Annotated in this window: 11 protein-coding genes; 5 read left to right on the top strand and 6 right to left on the bottom strand. The window is 60.0% G+C overall.

The window, feature by feature from the left end; all coding sequences use genetic code 11:
• The first annotated feature begins 97 nt into the window (after window positions 1-97).
• The 3 genes from ACA041_RS15680 (at window position 98) to ACA041_RS15690 (ending at window position 3,694) form a co-directional block, all read left to right on the top strand.
• Window positions 98-1,279, top strand: a complete 1,182-nt coding sequence (locus ACA041_RS15680) for an LssY C-terminal domain-containing protein (protein ID WP_497441952.1) — start codon at window positions 98-100, stop codon at window positions 1,277-1,279.
• A 65-nt stretch (window positions 1,280-1,344) separates the two neighbouring features.
• On the top strand, window positions 1,345-2,556 hold the full coding sequence (locus ACA041_RS15685; RefSeq protein ID WP_497441953.1) for an LssY C-terminal domain-containing protein: 1,212 nt from the start codon (window positions 1,345-1,347) through the stop codon (window positions 2,554-2,556).
• Window positions 2,543-3,694 carry a lipase family protein gene (locus ACA041_RS15690; RefSeq protein ID WP_497441954.1) on the top strand — a complete coding sequence of 384 codons (1,152 nt, stop codon included), beginning with the start codon at window positions 2,543-2,545 and terminating at the stop codon, window positions 3,692-3,694. Before ACA041_RS15685 ends, ACA041_RS15690 begins: the two co-directional genes overlap by 14 nt.
• Window positions 3,695-4,041: 347 nt before the next feature.
• Here ACA041_RS15690 and ACA041_RS15695 read toward each other — a convergent pair whose 3' ends face one another.
• The 3 genes from ACA041_RS15695 to ACA041_RS15705 all read right to left on the bottom strand — a co-directional run bounded on the left by ACA041_RS15695 (window position 4,042) and on the right by ACA041_RS15705 (window position 10,123).
• Window positions 4,042-5,514 carry an efflux transporter outer membrane subunit gene (locus ACA041_RS15695; RefSeq protein WP_497441955.1) on the bottom strand — a complete coding sequence of 491 codons (1,473 nt, stop codon included), beginning with the start codon at window positions 5,512-5,514 and terminating at the stop codon, window positions 4,042-4,044.
• A gap of 6 nt (window positions 5,515-5,520) precedes the next feature.
• Window positions 5,521-8,700, bottom strand: a complete 3,180-nt coding sequence (locus tag ACA041_RS15700) for an efflux RND transporter permease subunit (protein ID WP_497441956.1) — start codon at window positions 8,698-8,700, stop codon at window positions 5,521-5,523.
• Window positions 8,701-8,788: 88 nt separating this feature from the next.
• Window positions 8,789-10,123 carry an efflux RND transporter periplasmic adaptor subunit gene (locus ACA041_RS15705; RefSeq protein WP_497441957.1) on the bottom strand — a complete coding sequence of 445 codons (1,335 nt, stop codon included), beginning with the start codon at window positions 10,121-10,123 and terminating at the stop codon, window positions 8,789-8,791.
• Between ACA041_RS15705 and ACA041_RS15710 the strand changes: the two genes are divergently transcribed.
• Together ACA041_RS15710 and ACA041_RS15715 are read left to right on the top strand one after the other, a co-directional pair.
• The gene (locus ACA041_RS15710) at window positions 10,091-10,999 is read left to right on the top strand and encodes a LysR family transcriptional regulator (RefSeq protein ID WP_497441958.1); all 909 of its coding nucleotides are present in this window, start codon (window positions 10,091-10,093) and stop codon (window positions 10,997-10,999) included. The two genes, ACA041_RS15705 and ACA041_RS15710, sit on opposite strands and share 33 nt — an antisense overlap.
• Window positions 11,000-11,508: 509 nt before the next feature.
• Window positions 11,509-12,444, top strand: a complete 936-nt coding sequence (locus ACA041_RS15715; protein WP_497441959.1) for a LysR family transcriptional regulator — start codon at window positions 11,509-11,511, stop codon at window positions 12,442-12,444.
• Here ACA041_RS15715 and ACA041_RS15720 read toward each other — a convergent pair.
• The 3 genes from ACA041_RS15720 to ACA041_RS15730 all read right to left on the bottom strand — a co-directional run bounded on the left by ACA041_RS15720 (window position 12,429) and on the right by ACA041_RS15730 (window position 15,580).
• Window positions 12,429-12,875, bottom strand: a complete 447-nt coding sequence (locus ACA041_RS15720; RefSeq protein WP_497441960.1) for a GlcG/HbpS family heme-binding protein — start codon at window positions 12,873-12,875, stop codon at window positions 12,429-12,431. The genes ACA041_RS15715 and ACA041_RS15720 overlap by 16 nt on opposite strands.
• Window positions 12,876-12,886: 11 nt before the next feature.
• The gene (locus ACA041_RS15725; RefSeq protein WP_497441961.1) at window positions 12,887-14,236 is read right to left on the bottom strand and encodes a metal-dependent hydrolase family protein; all 1,350 of its coding nucleotides are present in this window, start codon (window positions 14,234-14,236) and stop codon (window positions 12,887-12,889) included.
• A gap of 186 nt (window positions 14,237-14,422) precedes the next feature.
• Window positions 14,423-15,580 carry an alpha/beta hydrolase family protein gene (locus tag ACA041_RS15730; RefSeq protein WP_497441962.1) on the bottom strand — a complete coding sequence of 386 codons (1,158 nt, stop codon included), beginning with the start codon at window positions 15,578-15,580 and terminating at the stop codon, window positions 14,423-14,425.
• Window positions 15,581-15,614: the final 34 nt, after the last annotated feature.

Below are 15,614 nucleotides of genomic sequence, written 5' to 3' on the forward strand. Positions count from 1 at the left end.
CGTTCTTGCAGCAACGGCCATCGCAGCCGCAGCCGCGGTCGCTGGCTGCGCCTCCCAGCCTCCGCCAACGACGACCCTTGACTATAAGAGCCGCGCCGTGACGCGCAGCGATGGCGGCTTGCGCGTGTCGACCGCCGTACTGTCGGCCGCAGAAAGCGAGGCGGTCTACGGCGTACCTCTGGCGAATACATCGATACAGCCAGTCTGGGTCGAAGTCAAAAATCGGGAAGACCGCGTCTACTATCTGCTTTCGCCGGGCCTCGATCCAAATTTCTTCCCTGCATCCGAGGCGGCCGAAGCATTTTTCTCAGGGGGCACGCAGGACAAGCGGACGGCGCTCGACCGGCACTTTCGTCGGCTGGCCTTCCGCAACCCTATCGCACCTGGCGCGACAACCTCGGGCTTCGTGTTGACCAATCTCGACGAGGGGTTCAAGTTCGTTAACCTCGATCTGGTGGCAGACGGGCGGGCGAGGCATTTCTCTGTCCTGGCCATCGTGCCGGGCCTGCGCACCGATTACCACATCAGCGAAGTGTTCAGGCAGGGCATCTATCCGCCCGAAGACATTGTGAACTACACGGATGACGCCAGTTTCCAGGCGGCGCTGGAGGCGCTGCCGTGCTGCGTCACCAACGAGGAGGGTTCCAGGAACGGCGATCCGCTTAACCTGGTGATCGTCGGCGGCCTCGATGATGCGTTCCCCGCATTCGCGCGTCGCGGCTGGCGTGGAACCGAGGAAAAGTGGTCGGGGTCGATCATGAAAATGGTTAATTCGGCGCTTGCCGGCGAGCGCTATCCCTATGCGCCGGTGAGCGACCTCTATCTGTTCGGGCGAGCACAGGACCTTGCCTTGCAAAAGGCGCGTGACAACGTCCACCAGCGCAATCACCTGAGGCTGTGGCTGAGTCCGATGCAATATCACGGCAAGCAGGTGTGGGTCGGACAGATCAGCCGCGATATCGGCAGCCGGTTGACCGTGCATTCTGCGACGCTGACGACGCACAAGATCGACCCTGACGTCGACGAAGCGCGCAGTGCGCTGACACAGGATATGGCGTATTCGGTGACGCTGGCCAAGTTCGGATTTGTGAAGGGGGTGGGGGCCGCGCCCAAGAGCGCGCCGCGCGAGAACCTGACGACCGATCCTTACTACACGGATGGACTGCGCTGTGTCCTGGTATTCGATCACACGCACACCTCCCTGGCGGAAATCGAATTCTTTCTATCGAAGGGAATCTACGAGAACGGCGGACAATCACCGGGGCGGGTTAAGCCATGAGCCGCTTGCCGTCGGCGCCACGCGCCAGGGAGACTCTGCGATGTGCAATGCGCTGCTTGTGCGCCATGAGTTGTGCCGCGATTCTAGCGCTCGCCGTTGCTTGTGCGACCTGGCAGGCGCCTGCCGATTTCAGTACCTGCGGATTGCGTGAACGTGCGCAGACGGCCACCAGGCACGAGATACGCGTCAGCGCCGCCGTGCTCAGTGCCGAAGACAGGCGGCGCATGCTGGGGGTAGAGTTGGACAAGACGCGCGTGCAGCCCGTGTGGGTCGAAGTCGAGAACCAGACCGCCGATCCGCTCATGTTGCTGCGCCCGGGAACCGATCCCGATTATTTCTCGCCACTCGAAGTCGCCTGGTCCATGCACGGGATATTCACCCCGGCGGCGAACGCGCGCATCAATGCACACCTGGACCAACTGGGGTTCAAGAATCCCGTCCTGCCAGGTGAAACGGAAGCGGGCGTGCTGTTCATCAAACCGGAGCGCGCTACACGGCTGCTGAATATCGATTTGCTGCAGAGAAAGTCGCTGATCCCGTTCTCCCTCTTCTTGCGGGTGCCGGACGATGCCGGGGAAAAATGGTTTGCCGAGGGCTTGTTCCAGCATCACGGTTCCGAGATCAAGGACTATGACGATCTGGCCGCGTTGCGTTCCGCGTTGGAGCGCCTTCCCTGCTGCGCCGCTGACGCAAACGGCAGGGCGAACGGCGATCCGTTCAACGCGATTCTCGTCGGCGAGTTCGCCGATATCGCCACCGCATTTGTGCGCCGCGGCTACCGGCGCGCCGCGCACCCCGCGGATGCGGCCGAACGTGCGTTCGGCCGCATGCCCGATGCCGTGGTTCGCAAGCAATCGCAAGCCGGTGCGCCGGCGACTTGGGTGCGCGTGTGGATCACGCCAATGCGCTTCGACGGTCAATCCGTTTATCTCGCGCAGGTCGCAAGACCGACTGGCGGGCGCTTTGCACCGCGCGATTCGGAAAACCTCGTCTTGCATGAGGACGTCGATGAGGCGAGAAATCTGCTGATCCAGGACATGATGTATTCAGCCGGCCTGGACAAGCTCGGGTTCGTCACCGGCGTCGGTCCCGTGTCCCAGGCACAATCGCGAACGACGTTCAGCGGCGCCCATTACTTCAGCGACGGTCTGCGTGCGGTCATGTTCTTTGCGACGCGGCCGCTCAGCCTGTCGCAGGTGCAGATGCTCGATTGGGAACCGTATCTGGACCCGCGCGAATCGCCTGCACGCAAGGAGGTCGACGATGCCCGCAAGTGATCTGTTCGGCAGGCCGAATGACTCGGCCGGCCGTTTGTACGGTGCCCACCCATTGTTGTGCAGCGCTGGCATGGCATGGCTGATGATCGCGGGCTGCCATGCGCTCACCGCCTGCACACCCGCGCCGCTGATTGCCTACTCGCCGGACACACCGCCGCTTGTGCTGGTCCCTGCGTCGCAGGCCGGCGTGCAGGACCAGCGGGGGCGCTTTCGCGAGATTTTTTGCTCGATCCTCGACACGCGAGCAAGCGTCCTGCCCGATAGCCGCCGTTGCGAGGAGGCACTGACGCGCGTCGGTAACGAACCTGGTGGCACTGGCAAACCCGTTGATCTCGGTCAATCGAAACGCCGTCTGATCGGCGCTGTGGTGGCCGGCGTCGGCTACGAATGCTTCGAGCAATGGCTGCAGGCGCCCGGCAGCGTAGCGACTCATCTGCGCCAGTTCGGATATGACCTGGTGCAGATCAAGGTCGACGCCTTATCGAGCTCCGCAAACAACGCTCGGCAAATACGCGACGCGATCATGGCGATGCCAGCCGACGCCGGACCGCCGCGCCTCGTCCTGATCGGCTATTCGAAGGGCGCGCCCGACATTCTCGAAGCGATGGTCGATTACCCGCAAATTCGCGGCCGCGTGGCGGCAGTGATCAGCGCCGCCGGCTCGGTCGGCGGCTCGGCGCTGGCCAACGATGCCGAGCAGTACCAGGCGGACCTGTTGCGGTACTTTCCCGGTGCGACCTGCGATTCGGGCGACGGTGGCGCGATCGACAGCCTGCGACCCGCAACGCGCAAGCGCTGGCTGGCGCAGAACCGGCTGCCGTCCGATCTCAACTACTATTCGCTCGTTACCTTCCCGCAGCCGGATCACATCTCGGCCGTGCTGAAATCGAGTTACAACAAGCTGGCGCGCATCGATGCCCGCAACGACAGCCAAGTGATCTTCTACGATCAGGTTGTGCCTGGCAGCACCCTGATGGGCTATATCAATGCCGATCATTGGGCACTGGCAGTACCGATCGCCCGAACGCATTCGACCCTCGCTTCACTATGGGTGACACAGAATGCCTATCCGCGAGAGGCGCTGGCGGAGGCGATGCTGCGCTTCGTCGAAGAGGATCTGGCGGCATCTTCGCGCTGATCCGCTCCCGCACGTATCGGCAGCCGGAAGCGTCAGGTGCTTCGCTTCGCTAAGAGCGCGGGCAGGGCAGGGCAGGAGGCTGGATTGGCCCGTTGCGAAGCTGGCAAATTCGGATGCTGCGGTATTGATGGCAGGTTACGGGGTATGGAGCTTTTCAGTACTGGGGGCATGGACGAAGTTAACGTTCAATTACAGCCTGGACTTCTGGGATTTTACGGTCGCGGTCAGACCTTTTTTTGTGCACTGGGTTGCGGTGCTCCAATGAAGATACTCATCGATGTCGCAGGCGGTCCGGCGACATTACCGTTTTGCCGCGCGAACAGCTCGGGCGGCGCAACGGTAGTGGTTTATCGGACCGCGGCCGCCTCGCTGGTCGCTTTGCCCCAGCCACCGCCCAGCGCACGAATCAATCGTACCGTGGCTATCGACTGTTCGCCGTACAGCCCGGCCAGGCTGCGCTCTGCCTGCAAGGTACTGCGATCGGCTTCCAATACGCTCAGGTAATCCCTTGCGCCTTCGTGGTACTGCGCCAGGGTGATGCGGCTGGCCCCCCTGGAGGCATTGACGGCTTGGGTCTCAGCCTGCGCTTGCTGCTCCAAAAGACGCACGCCGGCTAGATTGTCCTCGACCTCAAGCAATGCGTTAAGCACGGTCTGACGATACTGTGCGACCTGCTCCTGGTAAGCGGCGCGAGCATTTTCCAGATCTGCCTTGCGCTTGCCACCATCGAACAATGGCAGGCGCAGCATGGTGCCAGTGAGTGGGCCAAGCAGGAGTGCTTTGCTGGAGCCTTGGAACAACTCGCTCAGCGTATTGCCCTCGTAACCTGCCGTCCCGGTCAACGACAGTGACGGGAAGTAGGCGGCCTTGGCCACGCCGATCCGCGCATTCGCCGCGGCCATGGCCCGCTCTGCGGCAGCGATGTCCGGCCGGCGCTCCAATAGGGCCGATGGAATTCCGGCCGGAATCTGCAAGGCAAGTGCCTCAATCGGTTTTGCCGCAAAATTGAAGCTGGCCGGGGGCTGACCCAGCAGCACGGCAAGACTGTGTTCACTGACCGCACGAGCACGAGCCAGCGCCAGTGAATCGGCTTGCGTGGACGCAAGCTCTGTTTGCGCGCGCATCAGATCCAGTTGGCTGTCTTGCCCGCTTTCGGAACGGCTGCGGGCGAACGCCAGAGCATCGTTACGCAGCTTGAGGGTGTCGTCGTAGACCTTGATTTGCGCATCCAGGCTTCTGAGTTGGTAGTAATTGACCGCGACGTCTGCCTGAAGCGCCAGTAGCACCGACTGGTAAAGCGCAGCGCTCTGCTCAGCCTCGGCGCCGGATGCCTTGGTGGCGTCGCTGACGCGACCGAACAAGTCGGCCTCATAGGCCACGTTCATCTGCGCTCTCCAGTACGTCGTCGCAGGTTGAGCACCGTCAGTCGAAGAGTGCGAGTCGCGTTCACGTGAGGGCCCAAAGCCTGCATCCAGGCTTGGCAAACGTCGGGACTCGACGCCTTGATGGTAGGCGCGAGCTTCCTGAACCCTGGCTGCTGCCTGTTTCAAGTTCTGGTTGGCGCTCAAGGCTCGGCTTTCAAGATCATTGAGCAACGGGTCGCCAAAGACCTGCCACCATTGCCCCCGAGGCATCTGGTCAGCCGGTTGTGCAGTTTTCCAGCCAGCAGGGGGCGTCAGGTTCTGCTCCTTGTAAGGCGTCAGTGTCTGATCGTCGGGCACGCTGTAGTCAGGCGCCAGTGAGTAGCACGCAGACATCGAGAGCAGGGCTGAGGTGACCAGCGAGACGCCGGCCCAGTGTTTCACTGAAGCAAAGTTCATGATGGATCAGGCCTCGATATCGGCAGTGCGGTGATGCTCGGCAACCAGCGACTTGCCGCCGGACAGCTTGCGTGACAGTACGTAGAACAGCGGGGTGAGCATCAAGGCAAAGACCGTCACCCCCAGCATGCCGAAGAACACGCTGACACCAATGGCGTGACGCATTTCCGAGCCTGGGCCGGAGGCGACCACCATGGGTACGACGCCCATGATGAAGGCCATTGACGTCATCAGGATCGGCCGCAACCGCAGCCGTGCCGCCTCGATGGCCGCTTCGGCGATACTGCGCCCATGCATCTCCAGCTCTCGGGCAAATTCGACGATGAGGATCGCGTTCTTGGCCGAAAGCCCCACCAGCACTACCAGGCCGATCTGGGTGAAGATGTTGTTGTCACCCTCGGTCAGCCACACGCCCAGCAGGGCAGACAGGATGCTCATGGGTACGATCATGATCACGGCCAGGGGCAACGACAGGCTTTCGTACTGGGCCGCCAATACCAGAAACACAAGTAGCACGCAGATCGGGAACACCATCATCGCGGCGTTGCCGGCCAGTTGTTGCTGATAGGCCAAATCGGTCCATTCAAACTTGATACCCGCTGGCAGGGTTTGCTTGGCGATGCGCTCGATGGCCGCCTGGGCCTGGTTGTTGGAATAACCTGGCGCGGGTCCACCATTGATATCTGCGGCGGTGAAGCCGTTGTACCGCACCACCATTTCCGGACCATAGGTGGGTGTTACGTGCAGCAGGGTGTCCAGTGGGACCATCTCGCCAGTGCGGCTGCGGGCTTTCAACTTGCCGATGTCCTGGGCAAAGGCCCGGTAGCGTGCATCAGCCTGGACGCGAACCTGATAAACCCGGCCAAAACGGTTGATGTCATTGACGTACAGCGATCCCAGATAGATCTGCAGGGTGTCGAATACCTCATTGACTGGCACGCCTAACTGTTGTGCCTTCACTCGATCGACCTCGACATCCAGTTGCGGGATGTTGATGTCGTAACTGCTAAACAGCGGCCCCAGTTCTGGCGCCTTGGCAGCGGCGGCGATGAATGCTTCGGTGGCGTCATGCAGTGCCTGATAGCCCAACGCGCCACGGTCTTCGAGCTGCAGTTTGAAACCACCCAGAGTGCCCAGCCCGAGTACGGGTGGGGGCGAGAAAACAGAGATTTTCGCGTCTTTGATCTGAGTGAATTTCTGATTCAAGGACTGCGCGATGGCATCGGCGCTCAGGGTCGCACCGTGACCGTAGCGCAGGTCGAAAGCGGTGAGTGGCAGGAACATCACTACCGAACTGGACGAGGAGGTAAAGCCGTTGATCGACAGGCCTGCATGAGCGACGGTAAAGCCGACGCCGGGTTCCTTCAGGGCCATGCGGCCCATTTCCTGCGACACCTCATCGGAGCGCTCAAGGGTAGCGCCGTTAGGCAATTGAGCGACCGCGATCAAGTATTGCTTGTCTTGCGCTGGCACAAACCCGCCGGGCACAACATCACCCATGAGCACCGCGAGCCCTAGCAGCAGTGCATAGCAAATCAGCATGGCACTCTTGTGCTTGAGGGTACCGCCGACTCCTTTACCGTAGGCATCCGAGCCACGCTGGAATAGCCGGTTGAACGCGCCGAAAAAACGCCCCAATACCCGATCCATCCCGCGCGTCAGGCGGTCCTTGGGCGCATGGGGGCTGCGCAGCAGCAAAGCGGAAAGCGCAGGCGACAGCGTCAGCGAGTTGAACGCCGAGATGATGGTCGAAATCGCGATGGTCATCGCGAACTGCTGGTAGAACTGGCCTGTGAGACCGGACATGAACCCCAGTGGCACGAACACCGCAACCAGTGTCAGGCAGATAGCGATGATCGGGCCACTGACCTCGTCCATGGCCTTGTAAGTCGCTTCCTTGGGACTGAGTCCATGCTCCAGATTGCGCTCCACGTTCTCCACCACCACGATGGCGTCATCGACCACGATGCCGATTGCCAACACCATGCCAAAGAGCGATAAAGCGTTGATCGAAAAACCGAACGCCAACATGAGTGAAAAGGTCCCGACAATAGCGACCGGTACTGCGAGTAACGGAATCAGCGCCGCTCGCCAGTTTTGCAGGAACACAATGACCACCAGCACCACCAGGGCGATGGCTTCGAGCAGGGTATGGACCACCGCCTCGATGCTGGAGGCCACGAACCGGGTCGGGTCGTAGTTAAAGCCGTAACTCACGCCCTTGGGCATATCCTTGCCAATATCTGCCATTTCGCGGCGCACATCATCGGCAATCTGAAGTGCATTGGCTCCAGGCTGTTGGAACACCCAGATGCTCATCGAGACCTTGGTATTGAGGTGGGTGCTCTGGGTGTAATCCGATGCGCCGAGCGCTACCCGTGCCACGTCTCGCAGGTAGGTCACGCCACCATCGGCATTGGTCTTCAGAACAATGGCTTCGAACTCTTCCGGCGTCTGCAGGCGGCCCTTGACGTTGATGTCCAGTTGCATCTTCACGTCCGGCGCACTTGGGCTAGCACCCACCATGCCTGCCGATACTTGCGCGTTTTGTGCCTGAATCGCGCTGACCACATCTGAGGCAGCCAGTTGGCGCTCTGCCAACTGGCGTGGGTCAAGCCATACACGCATGGAATAGTCGCCGCCACCCTTGAGCTGCACGTCGCCCACGCCTTGAATGCGCGCGAGGCGGTCTCGTATATGAATCAGCCCGTAGTTGTGCAGGTAATCCACGTCGTATTGATCGTTAGGCGAGAACAACGTCACGGCCAGGGTCATGGTGCTGGATGCTTTGATCGTGGTCACGCCCAGCTTCTGCACCGCTTCGGGCAGGCGCGGCAGAGCTTGGGATACGCGGTTCTGTACCAACTGCTGGGCAAGGTTGGGGTCCATGCCCAGCTCGAAGGTGACCGTGGTTGTCATCTGCCCGTCGCTGTTGGCTTGGGACTGCATGTACAACATCTTTTCTACGCCATTGATCTTTTCTTCAATGGGCGCGGCTACCGTTTCGGCAATCACCTTGGGGTTGGCACCGGGGAACTCGGCATGCACCAGTACTTGGGGCGGTACGACTTCCGGGTACTCGGAAATGGGTAACTTGAATGCAGCGATCACACCCAACAGCAAGATCACGACCGAAAGCACGGCGGCGAAGATGGGGCGATCGATGAAAAATCTGGAGAATTTCATCGAAAGGTTTTCTTTTGGTAATAGAGATGCGGCGACGCGCAGTGACTACCGCGTCGGGTTTGAGCAAATATGGATTTAGAGCAAGAGCTTATCGGTGCGCCGACAAGGTTCCAGGCTGGGTGTCCATGGCGACCGTGCGGGGGTTGACGTCGTCGTCGACATGCACGCGCTGCATACCACTGACGATGATTCGGTCTTCGGGTCCCAAGCCGCTGTCGACGATGCGTAGGCCGCCATAAAGATCGCCCAGTGTGACCTCGCGTTGGTGTACGCGCCCCTGAGCGTCGACCACCATCACATACTTGCGATCCTGGTCGGTGCCTATTGCGGCTTCGTTGATCAGAAGCGCCTGGCGACGTTGTCCGGCACTGACCTTCACGTGGGCGTACATACCCGGCAATAGCAACCCTTGGGGATTGTCAAAGCGTGCACGCACGCGGATGGTGCCGGAGTTGCCGTTGAGCTGGTTGTCAATTGAATCCACGACGCCCAGGCGGCCGAAAGCTGATTCATTAGCCAATCCCAGCGCCACTTTTACGGGCTGTTCATGGGGTTGGCCGAGAAAACGCACGTAGGTTTTCTCGTCGACGTCAAAGGCCGCATAGATCGGCGAAATGGACACAATCCGGGTCAGCATGGGCGCTGTGGCACCTGAGGCAACAACGTTCCCCAAGGTCAATTCGGCCCGCGAAACCTTACCGCTGACCGGCGCGACGACATGGCAATAGTCCAGGTTGACGCGTGCGGTTTGCAGGAGTGCCTGGGCGGACTTGAGGTCAGCGGAAGCGGTCAGTTCCAACTGCAGCGCGGCATCCAGATCACGCTGGGCAATAGCGTTCTGGGTTAGCAATCGCTTGGCCCGTGCCGCGTCAGTATGGGCATAGGTATTGCGGGCGCTTGCACCGGCGACGTCGGCCTGAGCCTGATCTACCGCCGCCTGATAAAGGCGGGTATCGATGGTGAAGAGCGGATCGCCACGCTTGACCTGGGCACCATCCTTGAAATGCACGGCGGTAATAGTGCCGGACACCAGTGGCCGGACATCAACGGTATCGATGGCTTCGAGTTTGCCCGAGTAGGTCTGGTACTCGTTGATCTGTGCCGATACAGGTGTAGCGACATCGACTTCTGGCGCTGCGGCGGCTGAGATGGGGTCTGCCGCCTGCGCCTGGTTCTGAGCGCTGGTTCCTGACAAGTAATAAGCGGTTGCCATGGATGTGGTCAGCGCGATGGCGATGGCGATAGGCAGTTTTTTTGCGATGGGCTTCATGAGTTCAACAAATATGGGGTGTAGGTGAGGAAGGCTGGCAATGCTAAAGTAGATCAGGAGCCTGATAAACAGGCTCAAAATCTCTAAACTTACGCCTTTCAGTCCCCAATGAGTTTGCTGATGTCCACTAATGACAATTTCGCGGGTATTCACACCTTTGTGACCACGGCACGCTCTGTCAGCTTCACAGATGCTGCAGAACGATTGAATATCTCGAAGTCTGCTGTTGGCAAAGCGATCGCTCGCCTGGAGCGGCGCCTTGGAGTGATGTTGTTTCACCGCACGACACGCCGACTGTCACTGACCGCTGATGGCGAAGCCTATCTGGCCGCATGTAGCGGCGCGCTGGATGAAATCCGTGATGTGGAAAACTGCCTGACGTCCAAAGCCCATGAACCGTCCGGCCAGTTGCGGGTTGATATGCCTGTAGCACTTGGGCGGCGGTTGATCCTGCCGGTGATGCTGGAGATCGGCCAGCGTTTCCCAGGCCTGTCGTTTACCCTGACGTTCAACGACCATTTGATCGATCCGGTGGAGGAAGGGGTAGACCTGGTTATCCGCTTCGGTGACCCAGGCAACCAACAAGGCCTTATTGCACGCCCGCTAACGCGCCAACGTCTGATCATTTGCGCCGCGCCCGCGTACCTGCAAGCCAATGGCACACCAAAGACACTTGACGAGGTTTACGCTCATGCGGGCATCGTCACCTACCGACGTGGGCAACCCTTGGGGTGGCGCGTAATCGAGGATGGCCACGGGCGGCGCATTGTTCCACCAGCTACCCATCAAATTGGCGACGGCCAAGCGATGATCGATGTGGCGCTGGCGGGTCTTGGATTGTGTCAAATGCCGCTGTGCGTGGTACGCGAGCACCTTGAATCAGGAGCGTTGGTGAGCGTACTGGACGCCTACGAGCCCGAGCCTCTAACGGTCTATGCGCTGTGGCCAAAGACCGCGCATCTGCGACCTAAGGTACGGTGCCTGATCGACACATTGATTGAACTGGGCGAGTGCGGAAAATTGGAATGAGTGCAAGTGCTAGACCCTGAAACTATGTGCGACTGGCATGTGCGCCAATTGCGCAACGGCCAATAGCGCCGGACGATTCGAACGTCCTCGGCGTGTGGTGCCTACCTCGGCAAGTGGCTGCAGAGGGGGCCGATGGTGCAGGACCAAGGGCGCGAGCCGGCGCACGTCGTCGTGCAACTATAGCTGCGCCAGATGGACTCGTTCAAGAGCGGCGATTTTAAACCAAATAGCAAAAGCTCACCTTTGGGCTACTTCCGGCGAACAGCAGTCGCCGGGCAACCGCTACCTTTTAGAGGTGCAATAGTGCTTCGTTCGCATTGGGCTTCTGATTAGTGGCTCCCCTTGAGCAACTAACGCAAACTTGCGCGCTTAGTATCTTTATTGACGATACGTCCCAACCGAGCATGCGATTGGCGCATCAGTACCCATCTCTATAAGGTCATGACGTGCTTTTAATCATGCCCGTAAGACGGGAGAAATACTTATCCATAACCTTCAGCGGAACCCGCATGCGATATCGACGCCTCGACCTTAACCTGTTGGTTGCACTGGATGCTTTGCTGAGCGAATGCAGTGTCAGCAGGGCGGCCGAGCGTCTGTGCCTGGGACAGTCAGCTGCCAGTTCGGCACTTGGCCGTTTGCGTGAACATTTCAACGACCCATTACTGGTGCAAGTGGGACGGCGGCTGGAACCAACGGCATTGGGCCTGGAGTTGCTGCCGAAGGTGCGTGCTGCCCTGGCACTGACGCGGGAAATCGTCGACGCACCGCTGAATTTTGATCCCGCCAACTGCAATCGGCACATCACCCTGGTGGCATCCGATTACGTGGCCGACGTGCTGTTTCCGGCAGTCAGCCGTGCATTGGCGCGTATCGCTCCGAGAATTCGTTTAAGCCTGCGGGACATGCCTGTTCCGCGCGATGGCGATGTCGTCAGCGAAGCGCTCGACTATCGGCGCAGTGATTGTGTGATCGTGCCGCAGCGTCGCATGAATCCCGCCTACTCGCATGTGCCGCTGATGACTGACCAACTCTGTTGCATCGTCTGTGCGCAACAATCGCAGTTTGCCGAACACCTGAGCCTGGCCGACTATTGCGCCGCCGAGCACGTGGTGCGCGAGTTTGCCGACGGGCGAAACCTTGCGATGGATGCCGTGCACCTGCATGAACTAGGCATTGAACGGCGAGCGGCGGTGACCGTTGAAAGCTTTGTGCTGATGCCGGAGTTCATTGTCGGCACCGCGCGCATCGCCACCGTGTTTCACAGACAGGCACAACGCTTCGTTCAGCGTTATCCGTTGCGCATTCATCCAACACCGCTGGCTTTTCCGCAGGCTGAGCAAGTCCTGCAATGGCATCCCTATCAAGAACATGACCCGGCCATGCAATGGTTTCGCGGCCTGCTACTGGAACAGGCCACGTTGCTCGATCAGCCCGGCACCTGATCGCCGCTGTCGGCCACCAATCCTGCCTTGGCGATTGCGTGTAATGCGCAGCGTTCGTCATTGTCCGAGCTATCGCCACTGATGCCGATGGCACCGAGAATTACACCCTCGGTATTACGGATCAGCACGCCGCCCGCCACGGGAATCACCTCTCCGCCGGTCAAACTGTTGATGGCGTCGAAAAACGCCGGCATCGCCTGTGCGCGTCGCGCCAATTCACGTCCGCCAAAACCCATGCCCAGGCAACCGCGTGCCTTACCGGTGGCGATTTGTGGGCGGAGGAAAGTTGCTTGGTCATCGCGCAGAACCGTCAGAGGATGGCCAGCGGCATCCAGTACGGCGACGCCCAGAGGCTTGATCCCGGTTTCCCGAGCGATGAGGATGGCGTCACTCGCTATGTTCGTGGCAGTTAGCAGGTCAAGTCGTTGCATGGCATCTGTCCTCATACAGCCCACTTGCCCAGTTGGGCAACGCGTTCCCGGGTGTAAAGGTCCGTCCATTTCAGCGAGTTGAAATCGGACACCTGTTTAGGGTTGTAGGGGCTACGATCCATGCGCACCGGCTGGCCGGCCTTGTATACGGCTTTCAGGCGCGAACGATCCTGGAGGATGCGGATGTCATCCAGCGGTGAGCCATCGAGCAAGAGAAAGTCTGCCTGCTTGCCCACTTGCAGCGAGCCGAGGGTTTCACCGCGCGGCATGCAGCGCGCACCGACAGCCGTCGCGGCGTATAACGCTTCGGCCGGTGTGAAGTCGAGCCGGGTTACCAGCAGCTCAAGTTCCCGGGCGTGCCACTCGCCGTAAGGCGTTACCGCAAAACCGCTGTCACTGCCGCAGGCGAAGGGTATGCCGGCAGCCTTGGCGCGCTTGAGTACCGCCGCCCCGACTTCCAGTGTACGAGCGCAATAACCGGCATAACCGCTGCTGACCGCCGGGTCATGGGGCTGGCAGAAGTCCACAGTGTTTTGTGGAAAGGTCATGGTTGGGGCAAGGATGCTGCCAGCCTCAAGCAGCGCTTCGATGCACGCGTCGTCCATGTAAAAGGCATGGAAAACCAGATCGACGCCTGCGCGCGCTGCGTACATCACCGCTTCGCGACCGTAGGCATGAGTCGCTACCTTGCAGCCCAGGCGATGCGCTTCCTCGACCATTTCGAAGGTTTCGTCGGCGGTGAAGGCAGCGATGATTTCGCCATTCGGGCGGCGGTGAGTGCCATCCATGGCGATCTTGATCAGGTCGACACCATCCTTCGCCTGCTTGCGGATTTCCGCGAGGGCGTCACTGCGGCTGGTGACCAGTTGAGCTGTGAAGTATTCCGGGGCGCCCACCCGGCTCGGGAACCAGTCGTTCAGGCTCTGCCGATTGGTGATGACGCGGCTGCTGGCCGCGATGCGCGGGCCTTCGAACAAGCCTGCGGTGACGGCATTACGCACGGCGATGCTGAGCTGGCCGCTGTCGCCGGGGCAGACCATGCTGGTGACACCGGCAGCCAGTACGTGCTGCGCGAAAAACATCCCGCGCAGTGCGCGAAACTCGTCGCTGGTCCACAGATCAATGTCTTCTTCGCTTTGAGCGTTGCCGAATGCCAGGTGGGTATGTACATCCACCAGTCCCGGCATCACGAAATTATCACCGGCATCCAGCTGTGTATCGCCTGGCTTGGGAGAGGGTGCCAGCGAGGTGGAGCCGACGTAAGTGAGCAGGCCGTTTTCGACGATCAAGGTTTGTTGTTGGCGTGTTTCAAGTCCGGTGCCATCGAACAGGGTCTGGCATTTCAGATGCAGGGCAGTCATGGCGTCTTCACTTTGTGATTGTTATGCAAAGCGAGGCTAGAGAGCAGGCGAGGGTGCTACCAGCAGATTGCATCGATGCCTGCGTATTGATGACATCAATAGTGCGCCTGGCTGAAACCGTTAATGCAAAACGCCGGAGAATCGAAAGATTGTCCGGCGTTTTTTTGTTAGCTGTTTACTAGCGGATCAAGCGGTGCGGCCACCCAGGGTTTCGGCGATCCAGTCGGCGATGTAATGACCGGCATTGATGCTGTTGTCGAAGCTGGAATGCTGCACGCCGCCCTCACGGTCAGTGAAGATTTTCAGTTCGCGTTTCGGGCTATTGACCAGTTGTTCGTAGGTGCGGTGCGCCCACTTCAGCGGGATCTGCGAATCCTTCTCGCCGTGGGTGACCAGGAACGGCACCTTGATGCGATCCAGTACGTCGTCCAGATGCACGTTTTCCGCGATAGCCATGAAGTCCTCGATGTCTTTCGCACCCCACACCCAGCAGACGTGAGACCAGTAATGCGGTACCGGAAAGCTGCCTTCTTTTTCCAGGCGACGTTTTTGCACATCGCGCCAGTCGTGGTTCGCACCCCAGACCACGCCGCAGGCAAAACGCGGCTCGAATGCCACTGCGCGCGGGCAGTAATAACCGCCGAGGGAGACGCCTTCGAGGCCAATGCGCTTGGGGTCCACGTCGCCACGGGTTTCCAGCCAGTCGACCACGCGACTGGCCCAATGCTCGCTGTCATAACGGGCGATCAGGTTATGCAGGCGCAGCGCTTCGCCTGTTCCTGGCTGGTCGATGATCAGCGATGACACGCCGCGCTTTGCCAACCAAGCGGGCAGGCCGACGCGGTACTTCATCTCTTTTGTCGAGTCCAGTCCGTTGACCTGAACCAGCAGTGGCGCGGGGCCGCTCACACCTTCGGCGCGTACCAGCAGGCCGGAAATGTGTTTGCCCTCATAAGCGATTTCCACCCGCTCACAGTTTTCCCGCGACAGCTCGATACCGCGTTTGAAGGTTTGCAAAAAACGTTGATACAGCTCGGTACGACCCGCAGCGCCATGGGCTTGCAAGCGTTCGCACGTCAGGTAGTAGGTGGCCGCGCGACTGTATTTTTCGCCGGCGGAAAGCAGCCTGCCGTTGCCTTCATCTTCTTCGGCCAGGCCGCAAAGTTTGTCGGCCATTTTTGCCCAGGTTTCGCGAAATGCTTGGGTACCCGCGGCATCAGGCTGTTTGGCGGCGTCCTGCAGCGGGGCGCACATCTCTTCGATTTCCCCCATGCGGGCGCCCATTTCAATGGCCAGATCGACAGAGAGATTCCAAACGTAGTTAGTCGGGAAGTAGCGGAACATTATTGTTGTCCTTGTGGTTGCCTTGACGATTGCA

It is taken from the genome of Pseudomonas sp. LBUM1676 (genome assembly GCF_059695605.1).